Annotated in this window: 18 protein-coding genes; 11 read left to right on the top strand and 7 right to left on the bottom strand. The window is 43.0% G+C overall.

Translation table 11 applies throughout. The features are described 5' to 3' along the window. The first annotated feature begins 6 nt into the window (after window positions 1–6). From AC1MCB_RS01455 to AC1MCB_RS01445, 3 genes are all read left to right on the top strand, one after another. Window positions 7–1,020, top strand: coding sequence for a hypothetical protein (locus tag AC1MCB_RS01455; protein ID WP_479966967.1), 1,014 nt, complete (start codon window positions 7–9; stop codon window positions 1,018–1,020). A gap of 8 nt (window positions 1,021–1,028) precedes the next feature. Then, window positions 1,029–1,733: a hypothetical protein gene (locus AC1MCB_RS01450; RefSeq protein ID WP_479966966.1), complete on the top strand. Its 705-nt coding sequence runs from the start codon at window positions 1,029–1,031 to the stop codon at window positions 1,731–1,733. A gap of 238 nt (window positions 1,734–1,971) precedes the next feature. Beyond that, entirely contained in the window at window positions 1,972–2,472 is a 501-nt protein-coding gene (locus AC1MCB_RS01445; RefSeq protein WP_479966965.1) for a hypothetical protein, read from the top strand. On the opposite strand, the gene AC1MCB_RS01440 is transcribed toward AC1MCB_RS01445, so the two are convergent. Both AC1MCB_RS01440 and AC1MCB_RS01435 read right to left on the bottom strand, forming a co-directional pair. Beyond that, the gene (locus AC1MCB_RS01440) at window positions 2,463–2,900 is read right to left on the bottom strand and encodes a DUF1810 domain-containing protein (protein WP_479966964.1); all 438 of its coding nucleotides are present in this window, start codon (window positions 2,898–2,900) and stop codon (window positions 2,463–2,465) included. The genes AC1MCB_RS01445 and AC1MCB_RS01440 overlap by 10 nt on opposite strands. Window positions 2,901–2,958: 58 nt before the next feature. After that, complete coding sequence (locus AC1MCB_RS01435; RefSeq protein WP_479966963.1) at window positions 2,959–3,360, bottom strand: GlcG/HbpS family heme-binding protein; 402 nt, start codon at window positions 3,358–3,360, stop codon at window positions 2,959–2,961. A 180-nt stretch (window positions 3,361–3,540) separates the two neighbouring features. Between AC1MCB_RS01435 and xseA the strand changes: the two genes are divergently transcribed. The 4 genes from xseA (at window position 3,541) to AC1MCB_RS01415 (ending at window position 11,977) form a co-directional block, all read left to right on the top strand. Next, window positions 3,541–4,938, top strand: coding sequence for an exodeoxyribonuclease VII large subunit (gene xseA, locus AC1MCB_RS01430; protein WP_479966962.1), 1,398 nt, complete (start codon window positions 3,541–3,543; stop codon window positions 4,936–4,938). Next, window positions 4,938–5,153, top strand: a complete 216-nt coding sequence (gene xseB / locus AC1MCB_RS01425; RefSeq protein WP_479966961.1) for an exodeoxyribonuclease VII small subunit — start codon at window positions 4,938–4,940, stop codon at window positions 5,151–5,153. The genes xseA and xseB overlap by 1 nt, the downstream gene beginning before the upstream one ends. Window positions 5,154–5,663: 510 nt before the next feature. After that, window positions 5,664–10,454, top strand: coding sequence for a DUF4082 domain-containing protein (locus tag AC1MCB_RS01420; protein WP_479966960.1), 4,791 nt, complete (start codon window positions 5,664–5,666; stop codon window positions 10,452–10,454). A 248-nt stretch (window positions 10,455–10,702) separates the two neighbouring features. Next, window positions 10,703–11,977 (top strand): DEAD/DEAH box helicase, encoded by a 1,275-nt coding sequence (locus tag AC1MCB_RS01415; protein WP_479966959.1) that lies wholly within the window; start codon window positions 10,703–10,705, stop codon window positions 11,975–11,977. A 117-nt stretch (window positions 11,978–12,094) separates the two neighbouring features. On the opposite strand, the gene AC1MCB_RS01410 is transcribed toward AC1MCB_RS01415, so the two are convergent. Beyond that, window positions 12,095–12,634, bottom strand: a complete 540-nt coding sequence (locus tag AC1MCB_RS01410) for a hypothetical protein (RefSeq protein ID WP_479966958.1) — start codon at window positions 12,632–12,634, stop codon at window positions 12,095–12,097. 185 nt (window positions 12,635–12,819) lie between these two features. After that, on the bottom strand, window positions 12,820–13,686 hold the full coding sequence (locus AC1MCB_RS01405) for an alpha/beta hydrolase (protein ID WP_479966957.1): 867 nt from the start codon (window positions 13,684–13,686) through the stop codon (window positions 12,820–12,822). A 174-nt stretch (window positions 13,687–13,860) separates the two neighbouring features. On the opposite strand from AC1MCB_RS01405, the gene AC1MCB_RS01400 reads away from it, so the two are divergent. After that, complete coding sequence (locus tag AC1MCB_RS01400) at window positions 13,861–17,310, top strand: ThuA domain-containing protein (protein ID WP_479966956.1); 3,450 nt, start codon at window positions 13,861–13,863, stop codon at window positions 17,308–17,310. 90 nt (window positions 17,311–17,400) lie between these two features. Here AC1MCB_RS01400 and AC1MCB_RS01395 read toward each other — a convergent pair whose 3' ends face one another. Next, entirely contained in the window at window positions 17,401–18,324 is a 924-nt protein-coding gene (locus tag AC1MCB_RS01395) for a DUF58 domain-containing protein (protein WP_479966955.1), read from the bottom strand. A 296-nt stretch (window positions 18,325–18,620) separates the two neighbouring features. On the opposite strand from AC1MCB_RS01395, the gene AC1MCB_RS01390 reads away from it, so the two are divergent. Both AC1MCB_RS01390 and AC1MCB_RS01385 read left to right on the top strand, forming a co-directional pair. Beyond that, a complete protein-coding gene (locus AC1MCB_RS01390; protein ID WP_479966954.1) occupies window positions 18,621–20,906 on the top strand; it encodes a glycosyltransferase family 4 protein in 2,286 nt (761 codons plus the stop codon). 31 nt (window positions 20,907–20,937) lie between these two features. Beyond that, a complete protein-coding gene (locus AC1MCB_RS01385; RefSeq protein ID WP_479966953.1) occupies window positions 20,938–21,945 on the top strand; it encodes a glycosyltransferase family 4 protein in 1,008 nt (335 codons plus the stop codon). On the opposite strand, the gene AC1MCB_RS01380 is transcribed toward AC1MCB_RS01385, so the two are convergent. Next, complete coding sequence (locus AC1MCB_RS01380; protein ID WP_479966952.1) at window positions 21,942–23,420, bottom strand: glycoside hydrolase family 130 protein; 1,479 nt, start codon at window positions 23,418–23,420, stop codon at window positions 21,942–21,944. The genes AC1MCB_RS01385 and AC1MCB_RS01380 overlap by 4 nt on opposite strands. A gap of 227 nt (window positions 23,421–23,647) precedes the next feature. On the opposite strand from AC1MCB_RS01380, the gene AC1MCB_RS01375 reads away from it, so the two are divergent. Beyond that, window positions 23,648–25,804, top strand: a complete 2,157-nt coding sequence (locus AC1MCB_RS01375) for a S9 family peptidase (protein ID WP_479966951.1) — start codon at window positions 23,648–23,650, stop codon at window positions 25,802–25,804. Between the two features lie 158 nt (window positions 25,805–25,962). Here the strand turns inward: AC1MCB_RS01375 and trxA are convergent, their stop codons facing one another. Next, complete coding sequence (gene trxA / locus AC1MCB_RS01370) at window positions 25,963–26,283, bottom strand: thioredoxin (protein ID WP_479966950.1); 321 nt, start codon at window positions 26,281–26,283, stop codon at window positions 25,963–25,965. Between the last annotated feature and the right edge of the window lie 257 nt (window positions 26,284–26,540).

Here is a 26,540-nt window from a genome sequence, read left to right as displayed (position 1 = left end):
TTTGCCATGAGACTTAAACCAGCAGGAATATTTATCATCGTTGCCTTAATTGCCGCTCTGGGTTACTTCGCTGTGCGGAATACCGGAAATGACGCTACAGACGTCAGCCGGACAGAAAGTGCGAACGGTCCCGGAAGTTTAAGGAATGCACCTGTTACCCCATCAGAATCAGGCTCAGCGGCATCCAGCGGGACAGCGGAAAAAACAGAGGGCAGGGAGTTTCACTATGTCCCCGAAAAGCCTGTAGACGGAAAACTAAACGGAGTGGTAGAACTGGGCGCAACTGGCTTTAATTCCTTCGTTATTAATATGGATAGCCAGAAGCGCTGGGAGATTGTATCGAAAGATTTTGGCGAATCATTGGCTTATGAAGGTTTAGCAACTACCGAGGATATCAGAGCCGGACTTAAGAGATACATTGCCGGCATGTTTGATAAAGGAGTGGGTAAAAACGATATTCATTTTGTAATCTCGTCCGGAGCGCAGAAGGAGCCTAAAACAAAGATGATTGGCAACGAGCTGAAAAAAATGGGCTATGTGGTGAATAATGTGACCCCCGACCAGGAAGCTAAGCTTGCCCTGCGATCGACAGTTCCAGCTTCTTTTTTAGAAAATTCGTTTATGATTGATATTGGTTCGGGTAATACTAAGATATCATGGGATGAAAATGGAAGTTTGCAGAGCATTGAGTTGCCAGGAGCCAAATATTACGAAAAGGGAACTGCGGATGAAGAAGTGTATACTACGGTCAAAAATGCGATCAGCAAAATTCCGGAAGACAAGCGGAACGTTGCCTTTATTATCGGTGGTGTACCTTTTACCTTAGCCAAACAACATCGCAAAGGTGAAGAAAGATATACTGTACTGAAGGCACCTAATGCATACAAAGCTGCAGATAAGAAAATGGCATCGGGTTTAAACATTTACAAGGCCGTTGTAGATGGCACTAATACTGACACCTTTGTTTTTGACTGGGACGCAAACTTCACTATCGGTTTCCTTCTGAGTTTGAAGAAATAACCCCTTATATGAGTTTTTTAAAGCAGTTGTTAAATCCGTTTATTGAATTTGATGAGAATAAGAAACCGGAAGCGGTAAAAGCGATTCCGGCAGTGCCGGCTGTTAAACCACCCGAAGTGATCTCTCATCCGCTGATCACTGATGAACAAACAAATCCGGAACCGCAACCTGATGCCCCTGATTATCCGGTAATGAAAGTTGGTGACGGGCCTTTGCCTGAGCATATTCACTATTTTGAAAAGCTAATTGACAAAGCAAATAAGGAGAACCCGATGTTTATAGGGCTCGACTATAAGGAATTTATAGATGCTAAGGTGGATATTGATGATATCACTGACGAAAATCTGAAGTACACCACTGCGTTCAATATTTTAAAAAGCTCGGGATTAAATAAGGATAGATTACTCGCTACCGGTCAGGAATATTTAAATCTTATCGGGCGGGATCTGAATGCTTTTCAAACTGCCCATGCACAGCAGTATAAAAAAGATCTGCAACAGAAAGAACATGATTTGAAAAAAAAGGTTGAGGAGCTGCAGGCGCTTTCACAGAGAATCCACATTTTGAAGGCCGAGATCAACCAGGCTACTGGTGAAATCAATCATTCAAAAGATCAGTTAAATAATACTAAAAACTCCTTTCTACTTGCCGGAGAGAATAAGCAAAAGGAAATTCAGACAGAACTTGATAAAATATCAAAGTATTTTGATTAGAAATTTTAGGTTTGTATACCGCGTACCCATCCGGCTTTCTTTAAATACCGTTTACCGTTTTTTCTTATAATCTTTTAATCTGCAAGAATGTTGCAGGAACGCCTTAGTGCAGTAAAGAGACTTTTGACGAGTTTTATGCTTGTTTTGAAGATAAATATTTTATTAAAACAGGTAATAATCCTATACGATTATTTGCGTATTTTTATAATAGAGAACAAACTATTTTAACCTTTTCCTTATGGGTCGTAAGAAAAAAAAGTCAATAGAAAAGGCTGCACGCAAAGGGATAAAAAAAGAATTATCCAGGCAACTTGCCATTCAGCTTCAGGATGTTTTTAATCAATTTGGGGATGAATCGAAGAAAAGCATAAAAGCAATTTCACGAGCTTCAAAGAGCCTTGCCAAAAAGTTGACACCAATGGCAAATGTTGACAAATCTGTCATTAAAAAAACTATGCAGAATGCCTATCACCAAGAGCCTCGGCGTGAAATGGTGAGTAGTGCGCCTGCGATGGCAAGCAATGCGACAGCACGAAATATTCAGTCGGGGATGTCTAAATCAAGAACCGCTGCGCCAGCCCGTGCGAGGGTTAGTTCCCCCTCTTCTAAAGCTACTGCTGCTTTAAAAACCCCTATGCGAAGAAGGGAACAGCCAAAAGTTCCGGCACCTGTTGTTCCTCAAAACTTCAATGAGGATCAAAACGATCCGGTCGGTCCGCCTCCTATGGATCAGACCTGATTCCCGGTTATTATTCTCAAGGTCCCCTCATCCGGTGACCCGTCAAAGTATTGGTCAAGAATTTGTCTAAAAACTGGCGGCGATTTTTTGATGGCACTAAAGAGTGTCATGCAGGATTTTAGTTTCAAATCATCCGGGCTGCCGAAGATATCGTACGCCGTCCTATCGGTAAACCGGATCAGCAGGTTAGAAATATTTATAAGTCGTTCTCCAAGTACTGGGTGTTTTAGAAATTCTTCCGCTTCCTGAAGGTCTTTGATTGCATACCTCTTAGACATTTCACTGTATCCCAGTCCGTGTATTTGGGGAAAGATAAACCACATCCAGTGGCTTAGCTTTCGCCCGTTTTTTATCTCAGCAAAGGCATCGTCATATGTCTTTTCCTGGGCATCGATAAACCGATCCAAATTGGCTGGCTCTTCATACATAAGTGATTGATGTTATAGTCTGCGACAGCAAATTAACGGACAAGTCTGGTATCAATGTTTAAGAGCAGGCTACCGCACCTGCTTCTGCGACCATATGATCCTGCTCACCTGAGCCGCCACTAACACCGATAGCCCCGATTACTTTACCCTCTCTTTTAAGTGGAATGCCGCCCGCGAAGATCATAATCTTACCGTCGTTAGAAGCATGGATCCCAAAGAACTGCTGTCCCGGCTGGGAATTTTCCCCTAGTTCCTTCGTTGTAATATCGAAGGCTCTGGATGTAAATGCCTTATTAATTGATATATTGATACTGCCCAGCCAGGCACCGTCCATCCGCACATGAGAAACTAAATTTCCGCCAGCATCAACTACGGCAATATTCATTGGCTGTCCTATTTCCTCAGCTTTCTTTTCAGCGGCAGAAATAATAGTTCGGGCATCGGCCAGTTTAATACTCATGATATTACTTTTAAGGTATAAAAAAAGGTATTGATGATATATAGACACATCAGTTTCTTCAATGTTTTTTAAATGTCCGAATAGATGCTTAGGACAAATTATCCTGACAACACAATCTTTGGAGTCAACCCTTAATTTAGATCTTGGTTATTACCTTTACCTGTATTAGAAAGGAACTTCATGCCTGAAAAACTCACTGATAAAACTGTCTTTACGTTACTAGAGGTCTCCCGAAGTATTCAGAAAACTCTTTCCGAGAGGTATAAAACCAGTTACTGGATTAAAGCCGAGATGAATAAGCTAAACCTTTACACTCACTCAGGCCATTGTTATCCCGAACTGGTAGAAAAGAAAGACGGGAAAGTGATTGCCCAGATGAAGTCGATCCTTTGGCGGGATGACTATCGCAACATTAACTACCGGTTTTTGAAAGTATTGAATGAACCTTTGAAAGACGGCATTAAAATACTTTTCCTGGCTTCCATTACTTTTGATCCGGCACACGGTTTATCATTGATCATTCAGGATATAGACCCGAGTTATACATTGGGCGATATTGAAAAAGAAAAGCAGCAAACCATTAAAAGGCTTCATACCGAAGGGATTTTTGGCAAAAATAAATTATTACCTATCCCCTTACTTCCGCAGCGACTTGCCATCATTTCTGTAGAAACCAGCAAGGGCTATGCAGACTTTTTGAAAGTACTTGATCATAATGCATGGGGTTATAAATTCTTTCATTTTCTATTCCCCTCGCTACTACAGGGGGAAAAGGCTACAGCTTCGATTATTGGGCAGTTGCATCGTATCAAAAAAGTACGCCGCCATTTTGATGTAGTTGCGATTATAAGGGGAGGCGGAGGCGATATCGGGCTTTCATGCTACAATGATTATGAGCTGGCCAGAGAAATAGCCTTATTCCCAATTCCGGTTATTACCGGCATCGGCCACGCAACCAATGAGACGGTAGTCGAAATGATCTCGCATACCAATGCAATTACCCCAACCAAAATAGCTGAAGACTTGATCCAGAAGTTTCATAATTTTTCGGTTCCGGTACAAAAAGCCCGGGATAAGATCGTTGACCATTCCAAACGATTGATCAGAGATGAGAAATTAAGGTTCCGGACAGAACTAAAGTTATTCCAATCGGTTACCGAGCGGATATTGGTAGAAAATAAAACCCGCATCAGCACCCATGCCCGTTCGATCTTTCAACAATCTATTTTCCTCTTTAAAAATCAACGCGACTACTTATCAGTAATAAGGGAAGACATCAAGAAGTCAGTTTTCAAATACTGTGGTACCATGTACCTAACCCTTAACCACTCGGCGACCATCATCCGGAAGGATTCTTCTACCATGCTGAAAAATCAGAATCAGCAACTGAGTGCGATAGAGAAAAACTTGCACAATATGAGTCCGGAAAATGTACTTAAAAGGGGCTATAGTATAACCCGCTTTAATGGTCGTGCCCTAAGGACTTCAGCACAAGTAAACGAAGGAGATACCGTAGATACCGTGCTGTTTGAAGGAAATTTAATTAGCATTGTAAAAACATCTCAAAAACCTGAATAATGGAAGGCCCTACTCCTAACTATACCGAAGCTTTTGCCGAATTACAGCACATTGTAACAGAAATCGAACAGGGTGAGATTTCTGTTGATGAACTTTCGGAGAAAGTTAAGCGAGCTGCATTGCTGATTAAAATCTGTAAAGCGAAGCTTAGCACGACGGAGGAAGATGTAAATGTAATATTGAAGGAATTGGATTCTGAGGTAAAGGAGGATTAACTATTTTTTCTAAAACCTGTGATGGCAGCGGCATCGGCCTGATGCGTAATTAAGCAGGAATTCCGAAGCCCCCAGTGTAGAGCCTCTACTTAGCACTTGACGGTCTGTGTTTTGTAACCGGTAGCAGCAAACATATCGGCGGTTATAGAGGATTATTCCGAAAAACAAGTCCGTCTTTGTTGATTTCAGTCGCAGAGTTTCCCAGCAAATTGAAGGGTAAAAATTCCTACCAGGAGATGATTTCCACAGTTATCGAATTAATAACTTTTTTAAAAAAGTTATTAACATTTATGGCACTTCAAAAGTATCTTTCACTATCTTCAAAGTAAATTAATGTATTATTAGGATAATTGGATCTTATCCAATTGGTCAGGCTTAAAATTTCGCTGATGGTTAATTCTCACAAGATTTTCATGACTATGCCCTGTATGATTACCTTCTTTTTGACGGCTAATTCAACAGAGAAATTTCCTCCACAATCTGAGTGCAACGCTCGCAAATCAATACATCATGATTAGAAAACTGATATTTCTTGCCGTATTGCTTATTTTAAGTACTAAAGGGTTGCAGGCTCAAAGCACACCCGACAATGGTCCGTTTACAATCTGGAGTGCCTCGACGGTACCTGCAATCATTACTGATCCGGATGCTTCAGCTATTGAGCTGGGTGTTAAATTCCGACCTTTGATAGATGGCTATATCATTGGAATTCGTTATTACAAGAGCGAAACAAACACTGGTTTGCATACTGGGAACTTGTGGTCATTGAACGGAGACAATCTTGCCAGAGCTACTTTTACTGATGAAACCAACTCGGGCTGGCAACAGGTACTTTTCAGTGCTCCCGTAGCCGTCACTGCCGGAACTACATACGTCGCATCCTATCATACAACTGCCGGACATTACTCATTTGATGCGAATTATTTCAATAGTGCCACTGTCACTCCTTACCTGGAAGCCCTGGCTGCTGGCGTCGACGGTCCTAATGGAGTGTATGCACTATCGGCTTCTACTACCTTTCCTACGGCAGCAGCCTTTAATTCAGGAAATGTATGGGTCGATGTTGTGTTTAGAACGGCGTTGACGGATGAAACCGCGCCATCGGTATTGTCAACCACACCGGTTGATGCAGCTATAGATGTTTCAACAACTGCATCAATTTCAGTTAAATTTTCTGAGGCAATTGATCCGGCTAGTATAAGTGATGGAACTTTAGAAATGAGGAATGCCGCAAATGAGTCCGTAGCAACAGAAATCAGTTATAACCCGGAAGACTTTACCGCTACATTAACACCATCCGAAGCTCTTGCTAATTCTAGCGTTTATACTGTAACCGTTAAAGGCGGTTCCGGAGTTCCGCACATCAGTGATGCCGCAGGCAATTCCTTGCTAACAGATTATAGTTGGTCATTTACGACAGTAGCTGTTGTGAAAGCAACTCAGAACATAACTTTTGATCCGCTGAGCAGCAAAACATTTGGTGATGAACCATTTGCTGTTTCTGCCACCTCTTCGTCAGGCTTGCCGGTAACGCTGGTGATTACAGACGGTCCTGCGACCATCAATCAAAATACCATCACGATTACCGGTGCCGGGCAGGTAACCGTAACAGCTTCCCAGGCAGGTAACGATACTTTTGATCCGGCAGCTCCGGTTTCACAAAGCTTCACCGTGGCCAAAGCCGAGCAGGTTATCGTTTGGACCAACCCTAATGGCATCATTGCCGGAACTCCTTTATCAGCTACCCAACTCAATGCGCAAGCACCGGGTGCGCTCACCTACAGTCCGGTAGCAGGAACAGTCCTGCCTGCCGGTACACATACGTTGAGTGTAACAGCTGCTGCCACCGACAACTATAACGAGGCGACTAAAACGGTAAGCATCGTGGTAACATCGGACAGCCAGACGATCACGTTTGCTGCTTTGAGCAACAAAACCTATGGTGATGAACCTTTCACGGTGTCTGCCACCGCAAGTTCTAATCTGCCGGTTAGCTTTTCTGTTGACGGTCCTGCGACCATCAATCAAAATACCATCACGATTACCGGTGCCGGGGAAGTAACCGTTACAGCTTCCCAGGCAGGTAACGATACTTTTGATCCGGCAGCTCCGGTTTCGCAAACCTTCACTGTGGCCAAAGCCGAGCAGGTTATCGTTTGGACCAACCCTAATGGCATCATCGCCGGAACTCCTTTATCAGCTACCCAACTTAACGCAGAAGCACCGGGTGCGCTCACCTACAGTCCGGTAGCAGGAACAGTCCTGCCTGCCGGTACACATACGTTGAGTGTAACAGCTGCTGCCACCGACAACTATAACGAGGCGACTAAAACGGTAAGCATCGTGGTAACATCGGACAGCCAGACGATCACGTTTGCTGCTCTGAGCAACAAAACCTATGGTGATGAACCTTTCACGGTGTCTGCAACCGCAAGTTCGAATCTGCCGGTTAGCTTTTCTGTTGAAGGTCCTGCAGCCATCAATGCGAATACCATCACGATTACCGGTGCCGGGGAAGTAACCGTTACAGCTTCCCAGGCAGGTAACGATACTTTTGATCCGGCAGCTCCGGTTTCACGAACCTTCACTGTGGCCAAAGCCGAGCAAGTTATCGTTTGGACCAACCCTAATGGCATCATCGCCGGAACTCCTTTATCAGCTACCCAACTTAACGCAGAAGCACCGGGTGCGCTCACCTACAGTCCGGTAGCAGGAACAGTCCTGCCTGCCGGTACACATACGTTGAGTGTAACAGCTGCTGCCACCGACAACTATAACGAGGCGACTAAAACGGTAAGCATCGTGGTAACATCGGACAGCCAGACGATCACGTTTGCTGCTTTGAGCAACAAAACCTATGGTGATGAACCTTTCACGGTGTCTGCAACCGCAAGTTCGAATCTGCCGGTTAGCTTTTCTGTTGAAGGTCCTGCAGCCATCAATGCGAATACCATCACGATTACCGGTGCCGGGGAAGTAACCGTTACAGCTTCCCAGACAGGCAACGATACTTTTGATCCGGCAGCTCCGGTTTCGCAAACCTTCACTGTGGCCAAAGCCGAGCAGGTTATCGTTTGGGCAAACCCTGCTGACATTACCACCGGAACACCCCTAAGCGCTACGCAATTGAATGCATCGGTTACAGGTGTAACAAATGGTTCGGCTCCGGGGGCGTTGACCTATAATCCTGCAAGCGGAACGGTGCTTACAGCCGGTACACATACCTTAAGTGTGACTGCTACGTCATCGGTAAATTATAATGCAGCCACCAAAACGACAGTTATTACAGTTAATCCTGCTCCTCCGGGGCAACAGGTGACCAGTTTTACGCTGATCAATGCTTCCACCGACCAGCCTATTAGAACCATTGCTAATGGCGAGACTCTAAATTTAGCGACTTTAGGCGGAACCCAGTTTAATATTAGAGCCAACACTAGTCCTGCAGTTGTTGGTAGGGTGGTTTTTGCTTTGTCGGGAACCGTTGTTCGTAATGTCACAGAAATAGGGGCGCCTTATTCTCTGTTCGGAGATAATTCCGGAAATTATAATAACTGGTTGATGCCTGTGGGAAATTATACTTTAAAAGCAACTCCTTATACCACAGCCACCGGTGGAACAGCCGGCAATTTTTTACAGATCAGTTTTAGCGTGATTAACGAGAGCACTAACCAGGTTCCTACTGCAAATGCAGGAACGGATAAATCAATAACATTGCCCACCAGCAGCGTACAACTAACTGGCTCGGGTTCTGACCCGGAAAACGGAACCAACGTGACCTTTGCATGGACACAGGTAAGCGGACCAAACACGGCGATTTTCAGCAACAGTACTTCGGCAACTCCAACTGTAAGTGGCCTTTCAGCTGGAACTTATGTATTCCAGTTAATTGCCAGAGATCAACAGCTAGCCTCCAGCAGCCCCGATCAGGTTACCGTGATCGTTAATCCCGCCCCTATCGGACAGCAGGTAACAAGCTTTACACTAATCAATGCGGTAACAGATCAACCAATTCGGACAATTGTAAATGGCGAAACCTTAAATTTAGCTACCATCGGCACCCAGCTAAACATCCGGGCAAATACCAGTCCGGCAACTGTTGGTCGGGTGGTTTTTGCTTTGTCGGGAACCGTTGTTCGTAATGTCACAGAAACAGGGGCGCCTTATTCTCTGTTTGGGGACAATGCCGGAAATTATAATATATGGTCGACCCCTGTAGGAAATTATACTTTAAAAGCAACTCCTTATACCACAGCCACCGGTGGAACAGCAGGCAATTTTTTACAGATCAGTTTTAGCGTGATTAACGAGAGCACTAACCAGGTTCCTACTGCAAATGCAGGAACGGATAAATCAATAACATTGCCCACCAGCAGCGTACAACTAACTGGCTCGGGTTCTGACCCGGAAAACGGAACCAACGTGACCTTTGCATGGACACAGGTAAGCGGACCAAACACGGCGATTTTCAGCAACAGTACTTCGGCAACTCCAACTGTAAGTGGCCTTTCAGCTGGAACTTATGTATTCCAGTTAATTGCCAGAGATCAACAGCTAGCCTCCAGCAGCCCCGATCAGGTTACCGTGATCGTTAATTCCGCCCCTATCGGACAGCAGGTAACAAGCTTTACACTAATCAATGCGGTAACAGATCAACCAATTCGGACAATTGTAAATGGCGAAACCTTAAATTTAGCTACCATCGGCACCCAGCTAAACATCCGGGCAAATACCAGTCCGGCAACTGTTGGTCGGGTGGTTTTTGCTTTGTCGGGAACCGTTGTTCGTAATGTCACAGAAACAGGGGCGCCTTATTCTCTGTTTGGGGACAATGCCGGAAATTATAATATATGGTCGACCCCTGTAGGAAATTATACTTTAAAAGCAACTCCTTATACCACAGCCACTGGTGGAACAGCCGGCAATTTTTTACAGATCAGTTTTAGCGTGATTAACTCACCTCCGGCAATGGCCCGAACTCAGGAAATTAATCCGACTGCGATCGATGAGGGATTAAAAGCATTGTATCCGGCTGTTGAAAAGATCACACTCAGTGCCTATCCAAATCCATTTGGGAAACAGGCTGTCGTCACCTTCACAACGCCTACCGATGAACAGAACATTATTCTGGATGTATATGACCTGAAAGGATCAAGGCTAAAGCGTTTGTATGAAGGTAAAGCATTCGCAAACCAAACTATGGAACTCCAGTTCGATGGCTCGAATCTTTCAGCGGGTATGTATTTCCTACGTTTGTCGACGCCTAAAAATGTAGAGAACTTTAAGATGATCATGACCGAGTAATCACCAATTGTGCTAGCCAAAACCCTCTGGGGGTTTTGGCTATTTTTGCAACCAGCTTCTTACCTATAATGCTACCTGTAGATCGGTAAATCAACTCAACTTCTTTTTTCTTGTCTCGCAGGTTATCAAATCTAATCACTTAGATGATAATTTTACTCCAATTTATACAAACAGTGATTTAATTTTAAAGGCTTACCTTTGCATCCAACAAAACCGGCTTATAGAAACCGGAATATTAAAAGCAAAGAATGTCATTCGAAAAATTAAACATTATCAAACCTATCTTATCAGCACTGATTACAGAAGGTTATACTAGTCCAACACCTATTCAGGAACAAGCCATCCCCATTATATTAGACCGTCAGGACCTGCTGGGCTGCGCTCAAACAGGAACAGGAAAAACTGCGGCTTTTGCAATACCTATTCTTCAGATACTGCAGGCTGATCCTTATTATGGTAAAGATCCGCGTACAATCAAGACCCTTATTTTAACTCCTACCCGTGAACTGGCTATCCAGATCGGTGAAAGTTTCAAAGCTTACGGCAGAAATCTGAGCTTAAAGCATACAGTCATTTTTGGGGGCGTTGCACAGGGGCCACAGGCTCTTAAGTTGAAACACGGAGTTGATATTTTGATCGCTACACCAGGCCGCTTACTCGATCTGATGAACCAGAAGTTGGTTTCTTTGCACCACATCAAGATATTTGTTCTGGATGAAGCTGACCGGATGCTTGACATGGGTTTTATTCATGATGTGCGAAAAGTGATCGCTAAGATCCCTCAAAAGCGCCAGACACTGTTCTTTTCAGCTACTATGCCACCGGAGATCCAGCTGTTATCTCAGAGTATCTTAAATCATCCTCAGAAGGTAGAAGTTACCCCAGTTTCTTCAACTGCTGAAACCATTGAACAGGGAATATATTTTGTAGAAAAGTCTGATAAGAAAAAACTGTTAATCCATATTTTGAATGACCGGTCGATTAAAACGGCATTAGTTTTTGCACGTACCAAGCATGGTGCCGATAAAATTGTAAAAGATCTGGTAAATGCAGGTATTAAAGCTGAAGCCATCCATGGCAATAAGTCACAAAATGCCCGTCAGAATGCTTTGAACAATTTTAAAGCAGGTAAAACTAAAGCGTTAATTGCCACAGACATTGCCGCCCGCGGTATTGATATTGACGCTTTGGCTCATGTGATTAACTACGAGCTACCAAACGTCCCCGAAACCTATGTTCACCGTATAGGTCGTACCGGTCGTGCTGGTGCCAGCGGCAAAGCTTTTTCGTTTTGTGATGATGAGGAAATGGACTTCTTAAAGGATATTCAAAAACTGACCGGACAAATTATCCCCGTCATCGATGATCAGCCATACCATATGAAAGGAGCCGAGTTCCGTTTGGCTCAGCCAAAGCAGAAGAAAGCCGCAGCTAAGAAACCTGCCTCTCATCGCAGCAGTCAGGGCGGGTCAGGAACCAAAGAAGGTAAAAGAAGATTTGGAAGTCGTAATACTGCCAGGTAAGCAGTCGATCTACACGTTAGCCTTCCTTATAATTAGAATTTTTAAAAACCACTGCGGGATCTCCAGCAGTGGTTTCTTGCTTACCTCTATTATTACTGAATTTTGCTCCAGATTGAATTAGGCCCTGAGCTTCCAGTTATGTTTCAAAGGGCCATCTGTACCGTAAACAGGGTCTTTATCGGGAGCAGGCACGTGCAGTATATTATCATCGGCTTTTGGGCGCTCACCATCTTTCCCATAGTTCATATCGTAGTCTCTGCCATCGGGGTACGCACCAACTACTGAAAAATCTTCAGAGCTTTTCTCACACTTGTGGGCAACACCTGCCGGAATGATAATCACATCTCCCCTGGTCAACTCTACGCAAACTCCATGAGGTCCCCCAAGCTTTAGGTCAGCAACTCCGCAGTATACACCAAGCACTTCGTGGGTAACGCTATGATAGTGATGGTAGTTGTATACCCCATCGACCCAGGCATTAGACCATCCGTTTTGTTCAAAAACTTTTTTGATGGCCGACTCATCATCTCCCGGCTGAAGCAGTAGTGCTCCTTTATAGATCATCAGGGGGTAATTTTTATTGTTAGGAAAAGTACCGTCATCTTCCAGTACATGAAAAGCTTCATAAGCCTGTTGAACTATTTGTGTCTTATCCATAGGGATTATTTTATCGTTAAAAATATCTTCACGAATGGTCTTGAAACGTGCAGGAGTACATTAACAGTTTTTGTATATGTACAGGTCTGCAGGTTGAAGTATAACAGAATAGCTGGTGTTGGGTTTAGAATAAGAATTATTGATTTAAAACTAACAGCCGTGGATTTACAAACGCAAACTGCTTTTTAATACTGATGAAAGCCCTGAGAAACAAACTCGAGAACATCTGGGAGTGCGGTTCGCCAGTAGGTCCAGGTATGGCCGCCTTCCCGGATGCGGAATTCGTGAGGGACTTCATTCTTACGCATGGCAATGTGAAGCAGGCTGTTTCCTTCGTACAAAAAGTCATCGTCCCCGCAATCTATATACCACCTGATGTCTTTTTTCTGTTTTTCAGGAAGGGCCTGGACAAGCGAGATGGCGTTGTGCTTGCGGTAATAATTTTCAATTGTCGAATCAGCAAGATTTAACTCGTTATTCTTCATCCGTGTTTTTGCCTCCCCCAGATTTAAGGGACCAACATAGGCACTCAGCGGGCAGGCCGACGAAAACAGATCCGGCCGGTGAAGAGCGTACATCAGCGATCCTCCGCCACCCATAGAAAGACCGGCCACGGCACGATAACGTTTATCCTTTTTTACCTGGAATTTCTTTTCGATATAGGGCATCAGCTCCTGGAAGAAAAAATCTTCATAATTCCAGTCCCCCCTGATGTCATTAAAATACCCCCTTCGACCAGTGTCGGCATCCGGCATAACGATGATCATTGGGGTTGCTTTTCCCTCGCGGATCGCTTTGTCCGTAATACTCAACACTTCGCCGAACTGAATCCAACCGGTTTGATCATCTCCTGAGCCATGTAACAGATAAAGCACTGGGTAATTCCGGCTGGAAGTTTCGTAATCAGGCGGCAAATAAACAGCAAACTTCCTGTCACTCTTCAAGATTTTGGAGGTAAGCGAAAGGTTATCAAAGACCTTACCTGTCTGAGCAGCCAGCAATAGCGGCGTAAAAAGGAAGAAAATAGTCAGTTTTAGCAAAGTTTTTTTCATATGCCGCTTAATACAGAAATTAAAGATAGACTATCCGCGCGCCGTAAACAAGCCGCCGACAAGGAATCCGCCAGGCAAAAAATAATTTTCCATTTTCTTAAGGTTGTTGATATTACGTGCTATATTGTGTCTGCAATACACAACCACACCCGAACCAAACCAGCCTTAAATTAAATGACTTACCCAAGAGCCTTCCCAAACTCCATCCTTGCCTTCTTCCTTATTCTATTTATCTTTTCTTCATGTACACGTCGATCGGGCAAAGCCAGAATCCTGGTGTTCAGCAAAACGGCTGGCTATCACCATGAGTCGATCAGCGATGGTATGGCCGCCCTGACAAAATTGGGTGCGGAAAATAATTTCGATGTTGACACTACCACTAATCCTTCCTATTTCAATCAGGATAGTCTGGAAAAATATTCGGCAGTGGTCTTTCTGAGTACTACCGGCGATGTTTTAAATAATTACCAGGAAGCGGAATTTGAGCGTTACATTCAGGCGGGGGGAGGTTACGCGGGCATTCATGCAGCGGCTGATACGGAATATGAATGGGGTTGGTATGGACGCCTGGCGGGGGGGTACTTTTTAGACCATCCTGGCATAAATGACACATTTCCAAATGTGCAGCCAGGCATCCTGAATGTGCTTGACAACGGTCATATTTCGACCAGTCATCTATCCAAGCAATGGAAGAAGACAGATGAATTTTACAGTTACAAAAAGCTTAATAAAGATGTTAAGGTCTTGATGACGCTTGATGAGAAGAGCTATCAGGGCGGCCATAAGATGGGCGAACATCCCATGGCGTGGTACCATGAGTTTGATGGCGGACGAGCTTTTTATACTGCATTAGGGCATACAAGCGAATCCTATGCAGACGACGCGTTTTTAAAACATGTTTTAGGAGGTATAAAATATGCTATTGGTGACAACGACAAATTGGATTATGACAACGCAAAAACGTTAAGCGTGCCCGAAGAAAACCGTTTCACTAAAACTGCCCTGGTGAACGGACAGCTTTTTGAGCCGACAGAAATGACCGTCCTCCCAAATCTGGATATTTTGGTGGCACAGCGCCGGGGTGAAATCATGCTTTACAAAAAAGGTGATTCTATTTTAAAGAAAGCGGGATTTCTGAATGTTTACTTTAAAACCAGCACGCCTGATGTGAACGCCGAGGAAGGAATTTTAGGGATAAAAGCAGACCCGAACTTTGCTAAAAATCATTACATCTACATCTTTTACAGTCCTGCAGATACATCGGTTAACCGCTTATCAAGATTTAAATATGAAAATGATCAGCTTGATCTGAAGTCAGAGAAAGTGGTATTGCAGTTTTTTTCTCAACGGGAGATTTGCTGCCATACCGGCGGCTCTATCGCTTTTGATAAAGACGGACTGCTTTATTTATCTACAGGGGATAATTCTACGCCTTTCAATGCACCCGGACAGCGTTATGTAAATAGCGGATATTCTCCCCTGAATACGACTCCTGGATTTGAACAATATGATGCCCGGCGCACTTCAGGCAACGCGAACGACCTTCGTGGAAAAATACTGAGAATTCGCGTTAAGGAAGATGGTAGTTATGAGATCCCCGATGGCAATCTATATCCCAAGTCTGCACAGGGAAGCAGACCTGAGGTTTATGTGCAGGGAAACCGAAATCCTTACCGTATTTCTATTGATCAGAAAAACAATTTTCTCTATTGGGGAGAAGTTGGGCCTGATGCGAATGCAGACAGCCTCGAACTTCGCGGTCCACGGGGATACGACGAGGTGAACCAGGCACGGAAAGCCGGGTTCTTCGGCTGGCCCTTTTTTGTCGGGAACAATTACGCTTATCACGATTATGATTATACTACGGGGAAATCAGGTCCCACCTTTGACGCCTCTAAGCCGATCAATAATTCCAGAAATAACACCGGTATAAAGAATCTGCCCCCTGCACAACCTGCTTTCATCTGGTATCCATATGGGGCCTCCTCCGATTTTCCGCAGGTCGGTACTGGTGGACGGAATGCAATGACAGGCCCGGTTTATTATACCGATATGTTTGATAAAGAAACCAGACTTCCGGACTACTATAACAACAAGCTTTTTATTTATGACTGGATGCGGGGCTGGATCAAAGCGGTAACCATGCAACCCAATGGTGATTTCGACAAGATGGAGCCTTTCATGGAGCACACGAAATTAAACGGGCTGATTGATATGGAGGTTGGTCCGGACGGTAAACTGTATTTACTAGAGTATGGAAGCGGTTGGTTTAGTAAGAATCCAGATGCCGGCTTATCAAGGATAGACTTCAATGGAGGCAACCGGTCACCAAAAATAACTGAGTTGAAGACAGATAAGATATCAGGTGCCTTGCCGATGAAGATTGTCGCTAATGTTGAAGCCACCGATCCTGAGAATGATAAGCTAAGTTATGTGTGGCATTTGGGCGATGGTGTTAAAAAAGAAACAGTCGAACCCCGCCTGGAATATACCTATAACAAGAAAGGAGATTACGATATAACGGTTGAAGTTCGGGATGAAGATGGTGCAAGTATGGTAAGTCAACCAGTTTCTCTGTATGCAGGCAATGAACAACCGTTAGTGAATATCAAAATCAATGGCAACCAGGTTTTCTATTTCGCCAATACACCGGTAGAATATAGTGTCAGTGTGACAGATAAAGATGATCCCTCTGCCAGCAATGATAAGTCAGGGATCATTGTTTCTGCGGATTACGTTGAAGGAAGTGATAAAGCCGAAGCTTCGCAGGGCCATCAGGTTATTTCGCAGGCAATGGTAGGAAGAAGCCTGATACTCTCCCTGGATTGCAAAGCCTGTCATAAAGAAACCCAGAAGTCAATTGGGCCCTCCTATTTACAGGTGTCTGAGCGCTACAAAAACGACAAAAATGCGGTGCCCTATCTAGTCAACAAAATTAAGAAAGGCGGATCCGGAGTTTGGGGTGAAACGGCAATGGCTGCTCATCCTGATTTAAAAGAGGAAGATGCCCGCAAGATTGTTGCATGGATACAGACATTGGCGGGAGGCGACCAGTTGAAAAAATCGCTACCTGTGCAAGGCTCCATTCAGCCGACGCTCAATAAGACGTTAACCGAAAACGGAATTTTGCTTATCTCATCAAGTTATACGGATAAGGGCGGGGCTGGCATTAAACCACTGACCGGTTCATCAACAGTCTCTTTACGAAACAGCAAGGTGAATCTTAGCGCAGCCCGTGATTTGGAGGAATATACAAAGGTTAATTTCAATAACACGGACTTTCTGATGGTTCCTAAAGCGAGCGGAACATTTGCGTTAAACAGGATTGACCTTACCGGTATTCAAGCGATAGATCTGGCAGCCATGTGGCAGAAAGTTCCCCTATCGGATTATTCATTTGAAGTTCGGCTTGACAGCCGTACGGGTAAAAAAGTCGGCTCTGCGACGTTAGCTGCAGCCTCACTTGCCAAACCTGTCAATGGCTTTGGCGGAACGACGATCAGCATTAAGTTACAACCGGTGATCGATGGGAAGCTTCATACACTTTATTTTGTAAGCAAAGCTTTAAAAGCTGATGATCCCCATAGTATAGTGCTGCAGTCGGCGCAGTTCAGGACAAAGTAACTTTGATTTGGTCATGAAAAGATTAATGGGCAACTTTTTATCTTTTCATGACTATTAAGTCCAGAGTACTTTAGTATTACAAATTAAATCTTAAACCATCTTCCCTCTTTTAATCAGGTAAGCATGCAGGACCTGGTAAAATCCTGCATGTATATCTGCGTCAACCAGGTCTATATGATATTGTGCGCAGCGCAGCTTTAACTCTTTATGATAGCTCTGTATTGCCTGGAGATAGGTTTCTTTAACATTTGCCGGGTGTAATTTTAACTCCTCTCCACTTTCCATATCGATGAAATGATATGGCCTGTTAGCAAAATCAAATTCCAGCTCCTTTTTGTGGTCCAACACATTAAAGATCACCACTTCATGTTTATTATGTTTAAGGTGCTGAAGAGCAGAAAAGATCTCATTAAGCTGCTGATCTGAGTTACCTCCCTCAAGCATATCGCTGAAGATAATAACCAGGGAGCGCTTATGGATCTGTTCCGCAATATCATGCAGCGCAGATGCTACCGCAGTCTGTTTCCCTCGTGCAGGCTGCATCGCCAGTCTTTCCAACTCGCTAAACAAGTATTTTTGGTGTATCGTTGTTGATTTCGCCTGTGTAGAAAATTCTACGTAATCCGAGAAGTAGCTTAGTCCAAAAGCGTCACGCTGCTTTTTAAAAAGATATATTAATGCTGCCGCAGCATATACCGAGAACAGCATCTTATTAAAATCCTTTTCCGGAAAATACATGGACGAAGAAACATCCATTACGATCTGACATCGCAGATTGGTCTCTTCTTCAAAGCGCTTGACAAAGAGCTTATCAGTTCGTCCATATAATTTCCAATCTATATTTTTAATAGAATCACCATTATTATAAACGCGGTGCTCCGCAAACTCCACTGAGAAACCGTGAAAAGGGCTTTTGTGCAAACCGGTGATGAACCCTTCGACCACCTGCCGCGCCAGAAGTTCAAGATTGCCGAAATCCTGTAGTTCTTTGTAATTATTCAGGTTGGGTTGCATGGTTCTAAAATACTATATTTATATACAATTTTGTTTTCATCTGCAAACTCGGCATTTGATTAGCGGCCGCATCTGGTATTTCTGCCAATCCAGTTGGTCAACCACGATACCTCTTAGTCGATGTAGATGTCAAAGATGGGAACCATTATTTAATCTATAGAGATGGGTTTCATAAACCACAGTTAAGATACTATCTACAGCTCTGAAAATCTTGTTTAGCCTAAAGACCCGCAATTTGCAACCGTGACCTTCGAATTCAGGCAAGCGAACCTTCATCTCTATTAAACCGAATTCAGATGAAAATAGCTTATATTTCTACTAGCAGGCCGAGAAGATGTGGCATCGCTACCTTTAATTATAATTTATTTAAAGCAATTAGCGGCCACTTTGATATTGGTCTTCAGGAAGGGTATGTGGTTGAAATTCTTGATTCGGATGATGCCAATGGATACAAGTACCCGGAGGTGGATCTATCAATACGGCAAGAGCATCAGGAAGACTATATTAATGCCGCAAATTATATCAATTCAAGTGATACCGATGTCTGCATCCTGCAACATGAGTTTGGAATATTTGGAGGTCAGAACGGTGTTTATGTGCTCTCACTGCTCAACCATCTCCAAAAGCCTCTGATCACAATTCTCCACACCGTACTGAGATCCCCTTCTTATTTACAACACATAATCATTCGCGAAATTGCAAACCAGTCATCCAGTATCGTCGTAATGAACCGCAGAGCCATCGAGTTTCTAACAGAAAGCTACGGAGTGGCAGAGGAAAAGATCAAAATAATTGAGCATGGTGTTCCTGATATGGAGCCAAAAGTATTTAACCCGGTTAAGAATTCGTATCCATTCCGCGATAAAAAAGTTTTGCTAACGTTTGGGTTGCTTAGTACTAATAAAGGAATTGAGACTGTGATTAAGGCGCTTCCTCAAGTGACTTGCAGACATCCTGAGACTATATATGTTGTTCTGGGTACTACCCATCCCGGCGTGAAAAAGAGTTCGGGTGAAGAATATCGGGAAAGATTAAAATCGCTGGCCAGCAGATTGCAGGTTGATAAAAACCTGGAGTTCATCAATAAATTTGTTTCTGATGAAGATTTGTTCAATTACCTTACTGCATCAGATATCTACATTACCCCATACCTGAACGAAGCGCAGATTACCAGTGGAACTTTATCCTATGCAGTCGGGGCAGGCGCTGCGGTAATATCAACTCCTTACTGGCATGCTGTTGAGCTTCTGGCGGATGACAGAGGTCGACTCTTTGATTTCAGAGATTCAGAAGGATTAGCATTGCAGATTCTCGACTTGCTGGATCATCCTGATAAATTAAATACTATTAAACAAAATGCTTATGAATATGGACTTCATGTAAGATGGCCGGTGATTGGCAGGGAGTATATTAAAATACTGACTCAGGCGCTGAAGAGTCCGGTTGATTTTCATAGAAAGCCGAAAGAGATCATCGATTCCGAAATCATCCCGGCCTTTAATCTTGCACATGTTAAACGCCTTACCGATGATACGGGAATAGTGCAACATGCTAAATATGGAATCCCCAATTTAAAGGAAGGGTATTGCCTGGATGACAATGCCAGGGCCCTGATCATGACTTTAATGTCATACCAGCAGAATAAAAGCAAAACTGCTCTGGAACTTCTGCCTGTTTACCTCAGCTATATCCAATATATGCAGGATCAAACAGGGAATTTTAGAAACTTCTTAAGTTTTGACAGGAAATATCTTGACGATGTGGGCTCAGAGGATTCTTTTGGACGAACTATATGGTCGCTTGGCTTTCTAATCAATTGTGCTCCAAACAGTTCCTATAGAGAATTTGCGGAAGAGCTATTTTTCAAATCTGTATCGCACTTTAAAAACCTTAGACATTTGCGAGGAATTGCGAATACCATTATTGGGATCGTCAATTATTTGAGGGTTCATCCCCTCAATGAAGAGTTGACCGTTCAATTGATTGATCTCACTAATATGCTAGCAAACGCTTACAGGAAACATCAGTCAACACATTGGAGGTGGTTTGAAGAAAAACTAACGTATGATAATGCTATTCTCCCGCTTTCACTATTGCATTCATCAGAGATCATTAAAGACGATGGAGTTAAGGATATTGCTCTCGAGTCTCTGGAATTTCTTGAAGCGCAAACCATGAGACATGGATACCTTAATCCGGTTGGAACCGATGGCTTTTTCTTTAAAGATGGAACCATGGCAATATTTGATCAACAGGCAATTGAAGTAATGGGCATGGTTTTGATGTATTTTGAAGCTTACCAACGCACCAGGAGACTTGACTTTATCAGTAACATGTACTTAAGCTTTAAGTGGTTTCTCGGAGAAAATACGCTTCGGATTCCGCTCTATGACCATGAAACTCATGGGTGCTGCGATGGATTGCAGGCAAACGGAATTAATCGAAATCAGGGTGCAGAAAGTACACTTGCTTATTTGATATCTCATCTCACCGTACTTAAAGCGCTTGAACTCGAATACGAATATAAAGAAGTTATAGCATCAGATACCGCTTCGCTGACATTAGGAAAGTATACGAAGTAACTCCAAAAACCACAGACATGCAGTCCCTTTTATGAAAGTAGCAGTCCTTTCACCTGTTGCATGGAGAACACCCCCTGAACATTATGGCCCCTGGGAGCAGATCGCTTATAATCTTACTGAGGGCTTGATTCGTTCAGGTCTTGACGTTACCCTTTTTGCGACCGGCAACTCTGTTACATCTGGTAAGCTAAATGCTATTATTCCACAGGGATACGAAGAAGATGAAAGCCTGGATGCTAAGGTGGTAGAATGTCTGCATATAAGCAACCTGATGGAAAAGGCAGATCATTTCGACCTGATCCATAACCATTACGATTTTCTTCCCCTGACTTACTCGCGGTTGATTCAAACTCCTATAATAACTACCATACACGGTTTTTCATCATCTAAAATTATTCCCGTTTACAAAAAATACAATAGCAGTTCGCACTACGTATCTATCAGCCAGGCCGACCGTCACAAAGAACTCAGTTACCTGGCAACGGTCTATAATGGTATCAACGTGGCAGACTTCACATTTAATGACCGACCTGATAATTTCCTGCTATTCTTTGGCCGAATACATCCAGATAAAGGCGCCGCTGAAGCAATCGAAATAGCACGGAGAAGTAACCGACGCCTTACTATATCCGGAATCATCCAGGATCAAGCTTATTTTACCGAAAAAGTAAAGCCTCATCTTAGTAACGATATCGTATTTGTAGGACGGTCCGGGCCTGAAAGAAGAAATCAATTACTTGGTAACGCATACGCTTTGCTGCACCCGATTAGTTTTAATGAACCGTTTGGTATGAGTGTCGCTGAGGCAATGATGTGTGGCACTCCGGTGATCGCCTTCAATAGAGGCAGTATGCCAGAATTGATTAAGATTGGAGAAACAGGCTTTCTGGTCGACTCAGTTGAAGAGGCTGTCGAAGCTGTTAAGCTAGTGGCAAGTCTGAAACGTACAAATTGCAGAACCTGGTCTGAAAGTAAATTTTCTTGTGAGCAAATGGTTCAAGGGTACATTAAATGTTATAAGCAAATTACTTGTCATTAAGATTGCGTCCCGATATGATTCCATCTTAAGCGATGGAGCAATTCATCAATATCCACTGTCGCAAATGACGAGCAGTAATCAGAAAGTCCGTAAGGAATGATCAACTTGTTATTATGAATTACGGAGCCACAGGAGTAGAGTACGTTTGGCACATATCCTTCCCGTTCTTCCTTATTCGGGATCAGGAGTGGTTCCTCTAAACGCCCGATCTCAACAGTAGGGTCTTGCAGGTCGTATAAACTTGCACCTAAACAATAACGTCTCATTGGACCAACACCGTGGGTGATGATCAACCATCCATGTTCCGTTTCAATGGGTGAGCCGCAGTTTCCAATTTGCATAAATTCCCATGGGTACTTGGGCTCCTGCAATTTTATAGGATGCTGCCAAACGGTGATCTTATCCGAATACATGATGTAGTTATTACATCCATCAATCCTGGATATCATCGCATATTTGCCGTTAATTTTTCGCGGAAAAAGAGCCAGGTTTTTATTTTGCGCACCTACACCGAAGAGGGGACTCACGTTAAAGTCATAAAAGTCCCTGGTCTGCATTAACTTCGGCATAATTAAAGACCCGTCATATGCAGTATAAGTAGCATAATAGATCACGGAATCATCCTCATCTATGAATTTAACAAAACGGGCATCTTCAATTCCTTTACGCTCAAACTCCGAGATCGGAAAAATTACCCGGTCTGAAATATCCGTATCTTTAGAGAAGCAGATATCATGGTAAGAATCAGAAAGCCACAATACTTTCTCGTACTCAATCCGGCGCATATCATCTTCACGTAGATTTTTCGAATCCGTTATAACTTTTCGTAGATTTACATAGTCAAAAGTATCGCCGAGTTTTTCTCCAACCTCTTCCAGAACGTGGATATCAATTTTAGTCTCAGCAGCCTTCTCAAAAAACAGTTTTTTGTTATAGGACGCTTTAAGAATAACCTCTGCCTCATCAATATAGTTTCCTGCCGGTTGAACCTGAATATCACCTAACTTGTCTACCACCGCCCGGCGAAAAGCGATAGATGAAATATGACCTTCGCCTACAGCTCTGAAGCTTATAATCATTCGCTTATGTCCTTCCTCCAATTCCGACTGGTCAGGATCCTCGACTATAGAAGGATTGAAGAAAGCGGCAGACTCAACAGAATACTCATGCGTAAAATAAGATCCCATAAGCAATTTTCGATTTTCCGAGATTTTTTCATAATCAAAACCAAGCTCATCGATTAAGTGCTTTAACTTTTTACAATGGCGGTAAAGAATTTTAGTAATATTACGGTGCCTTTTAGAATATTCCTGTAACAGGGGCGACACGATTGGAAATACCTCATGCTCCGGCAAACTCATTACTCTTTGAATAAGTTCCTTCGAACGCTCAGTATGATTAAAGATGAAACGTGCTATTACTCGTTTGAAATCAGGATAAACTTTTTCCTTCTTCCTTTCAACAGATAATCTCATTTCAAGGGACTTTCGAATAATCTTAACTAAAGCAGAAATGATACAAGTGCAGAGGTGTCACCTCAACTAGTTTTTATCAATACTGCAAGTTCTTGTTATCTAAATTACACTATTTTTAATTCACCTATCGCCAGCAAACTCATTATTGTATTTATTTTATTACATCGCCATTTAAAATAAGGCATTATCTTACAGAGCTAAATATTGCCAAACCATAAACACACATTATGAAGATAAATTTTTTAAGAACTGCGCTGTTCATTACAGCTTTAGCCAGTTCTCTTTCTGTCTCGGCACAGGTTTCAACTCAGCAAAAGAAGCTCACTTTTGATGAGGTGTTCGTTCAGGCTCCAAAGGATATTATTGCTCCTATTGCTAGTCAACGAGGATGGGCTGATGACACTCACTTTATTGAATACCGCTTAGAAAACGGGCAATCGAAACCGTATACTGTAGATGTAAAAACCGGAAATGCGGTTCCGTCAACCCCGGCACAGGTAAACCAGGCCACGGTAAGCATCAAAGACAACGATATTTTTTACAAAGACGTAAATGGGACGGAGAAGCAGCTTACTCGTGACGAGGCAGAAGAGAAGAATCCTACGCTCTCACCAGATGGTAATCAGGTAGCCTTTACACGTAACAACGACTTATATTCGGTTGATGTTGCCAGTGGAAAGGAAATACGCTATACCAGCGACGGCTCTGATGTGATCTACAACGGCTGGGCCTCGTGGGTGTACTATGAGGAAATACTTGGAAGAGCGACTCGCTACAAAGCTTTCTGGTGGAGTCCTGACAGTAAACGTCTTGCATTTATGCGTTTTGACGATTCGAAGGTACCCGTATTTCCAATTTATAACTCTGAAGGTCAGCACGGTTTTTTAGAAAACACCCGTTACCCTAAACCGGGAGATAAAAATCCTGAAGTTAAAATGGGAATAGTTAATACTAATACGCAGGGTATCGTATGGACTGATTTTAACGAGAAGGACGACCAGTATTTTGGTACGCCATTCTGGATGGCTGATAGCAAAACTTTATGGATGCAGTGGATGAACAGGGACCAGAACGACCTGATTATCTACTCAGTGATCCCTTCAAATGGCAAAAAGAGTATCATTTACGAAGAAAAGCAGAAAACCTGGGTTGACTGGTTTGATGATATGTATTTCCTGAAGAATGGACAAGGTTTTATCCTGAAAAGCGACAAGACAGGTTACGGCCATTTCTATTATATGGATCTGAATGGAAAGCTTAAAAAGCAACTTACATCAGGTAACTGGCGCGTAGGAAAGTTATTGAAAGTGGACGAAAAGGCCGGTGAAATATTCTTCACCGCACGGAAAGAGGCTACCACTCGTTATGACCTGTATCGTGTAAGCTTAAAAGGCGGCGCAATTAAACGTTTGACTTTTGGAAATTATGATCATAACGTTAGCCTATCACCCGATGGAAATTACTTCGTAAGCACCTACTCAAATCTGCAGACGCCAATTCAAACCGCGTTGCTGGATAGAAATGGCAAGTTAATTCGCAAACTCGCGGATTCAAAGGGAGCTGCATTTGCTGCATATCAATTGCCAAAAACAGAGTTGATTAACTATACAACAAGGGATGGCTTAACTTTACCTATGACGGTTACTTTACCATTGAACTTCGACTCTTCAAAAAAATATCCTGTTTGGATATCAATATACGGAGGACCTGACGCAGGTACAGTTTATGACCGGTTCAAAAGTCCTTTAGGACAGGCATATTGGTGGGCTAACGAAGGTGTAATCCAGGTAGCAATTGATAATCGTGCAGCTGGTCATTTAGGCAAGACCGGTCAGAACTACATCTACCGAAAGTTAGGTATCCACGAAATAGAAGATTACGTTGATGCAGTGAAGTTTCTGAAGACAAAAGGATATGTTAATGAGAATAAAGTTGGTATTACTGGCGGAAGTTATGGCGGATACGTTTCTGCCATGGCGTTAACCTACGCAGCTGATGTATTTACTCATGGGGTGGCTAATTACTCCCCGACTGACTGGTCTTTGTATGATACCCACTATACAGAACGTTTTATGGACACCCCGCAGGATAATGCGGAAGGATATAAGGTAACCTCAGTCTTAACCTACGCCGACAAGTTGAAAGGAACACTTCGTATTGTCCATGGAACCATGGATGACAATGTGCACATGCAGAATAGCATTCAGCTGGTTGATAAGCTTCAGGACCTGAATAAGCACTTTGAATTTATGCTCTATCCGGGAGAACGTCATGGATGGAGAGGCAAAAAAGGACGTCACAGTGAACAGGAAAACATTCGATTTATGTATCAGCACATGCTTGAAAAACCTCTGCCCGCTGATTTCTATGAATATTGGAAGTAAGAAGTAGCCAGAAGATTAAATCTGCTATAAACACAAATCATATAAAAAGCTTCGGTTCTTAAATGAGCCGGAGCTTTTTTATTGGGCTGAAATAGATTCTTACAGAAACAAAAAACTCCGGCTCAATGAACCGGAGTTTCTGGTAAGAGTACAGAAATTTATGCGATTTGCTTGCTCAATTTATCTGCTAGAACAGATTTAGGAACAGCACCAATTTGTTTGTCGACAATTTCACCGCCTTTAAAAAATAACAAAGCAGGTATATTACGGATACCGAATTTCATAGAAATACCGGGATTATTATCCACATTCACTTTTCCGATAACTGCTCTGCCTTCATATTCTTTAGCTAATTCTTCAACCACCGGGCCTACCATACGACAAGGGCCACACCATTCTGCCCAAAAGTCTACCAATACAGGTTTATCTGATTTCAGAACCAGTTCATCGAAGTTCGCATCTGTTATTTCTAATGCCATAATGAGTTTTCTTTAATTTAATCAAATATAGTCTTCAATTTCTTTGCCACAAAAAGCCTTTGCCATTGTGACAGAACAATGTGCAAATATGGTGACATCTAAATAATAAAATAGATCTTAATTTAGTTTGTCAGGGAAATTGACGGTTTTAAGATTACAATATTAAAAAGGAAAATAATCTTCAACCCTAAAGAACTAAATACACTGGATTAGTTTAAGTAGAAGGTTCACTTGTGGTTAAAGGTTTGTTTCAGAAC

The sequence above is a fragment of the Daejeonella sp. AP26 genome, assembly GCF_056680515.1.
This window is presented reverse-complemented; position numbering and strand designations above follow the sequence as displayed.

Bases quoted from the DNA above. Each gene is read 5' to 3' on its own strand.
- AC1MCB_RS01400 (WP_479966956.1), top strand. From the start codon at position 13,861: ATGACTTACCCAAGAGCCTTCCCAAACTCCATCCTTGCCTTCTTCCTT.
- AC1MCB_RS01435 (WP_479966963.1), bottom strand. From the start codon at position 3,360: ATGAGTATTAAACTGGCCGATGCCCGAACTATTATTTCTGCCGCTGAA.
- AC1MCB_RS01410 (WP_479966958.1), bottom strand. From the start codon at position 12,634: ATGGATAAGACACAAATAGTTCAACAGGCTTATGAAGCTTTTCATGTA.
- AC1MCB_RS01420 (WP_479966960.1), top strand. From the start codon at position 5,664: ATGATTAGAAAACTGATATTTCTTGCCGTATTGCTTATTTTAAGTACT.
- AC1MCB_RS01390 (WP_479966954.1), top strand. From the start codon at position 18,621: ATGAAAATAGCTTATATTTCTACTAGCAGGCCGAGAAGATGTGGCATC.
- AC1MCB_RS01415 (WP_479966959.1), top strand. From the start codon at position 10,703: ATGTCATTCGAAAAATTAAACATTATCAAACCTATCTTATCAGCACTG.
- AC1MCB_RS01385 (WP_479966953.1), top strand. From the start codon at position 20,938: ATGAAAGTAGCAGTCCTTTCACCTGTTGCATGGAGAACACCCCCTGAA.
- AC1MCB_RS01455 (WP_479966967.1), top strand. From the start codon at position 7: ATGAGACTTAAACCAGCAGGAATATTTATCATCGTTGCCTTAATTGCC.
- trxA (WP_479966950.1), bottom strand. From the start codon at position 26,283: ATGGCATTAGAAATAACAGATGCGAACTTCGATGAACTGGTTCTGAAA.
- xseA (WP_479966962.1), top strand. From the start codon at position 3,541: ATGCCTGAAAAACTCACTGATAAAACTGTCTTTACGTTACTAGAGGTC.
- AC1MCB_RS01450 (WP_479966966.1), top strand. From the start codon at position 1,029: ATGAGTTTTTTAAAGCAGTTGTTAAATCCGTTTATTGAATTTGATGAG.
- AC1MCB_RS01440 (WP_479966964.1), bottom strand. From the start codon at position 2,900: ATGTATGAAGAGCCAGCCAATTTGGATCGGTTTATCGATGCCCAGGAA.
- AC1MCB_RS01405 (WP_479966957.1), bottom strand. From the start codon at position 13,686: ATGAAAAAAACTTTGCTAAAACTGACTATTTTCTTCCTTTTTACGCCG.
- AC1MCB_RS01380 (WP_479966952.1), bottom strand. From the start codon at position 23,420: ATGAGATTATCTGTTGAAAGGAAGAAGGAAAAAGTTTATCCTGATTTC.
- AC1MCB_RS01375 (WP_479966951.1), top strand. From the start codon at position 23,648: ATGAAGATAAATTTTTTAAGAACTGCGCTGTTCATTACAGCTTTAGCC.
- xseB (WP_479966961.1), top strand. From the start codon at position 4,938: ATGGAAGGCCCTACTCCTAACTATACCGAAGCTTTTGCCGAATTACAG.
- AC1MCB_RS01395 (WP_479966955.1), bottom strand. From the start codon at position 18,324: ATGCAACCCAACCTGAATAATTACAAAGAACTACAGGATTTCGGCAAT.
- AC1MCB_RS01445 (WP_479966965.1), top strand. From the start codon at position 1,972: ATGGGTCGTAAGAAAAAAAAGTCAATAGAAAAGGCTGCACGCAAAGGG.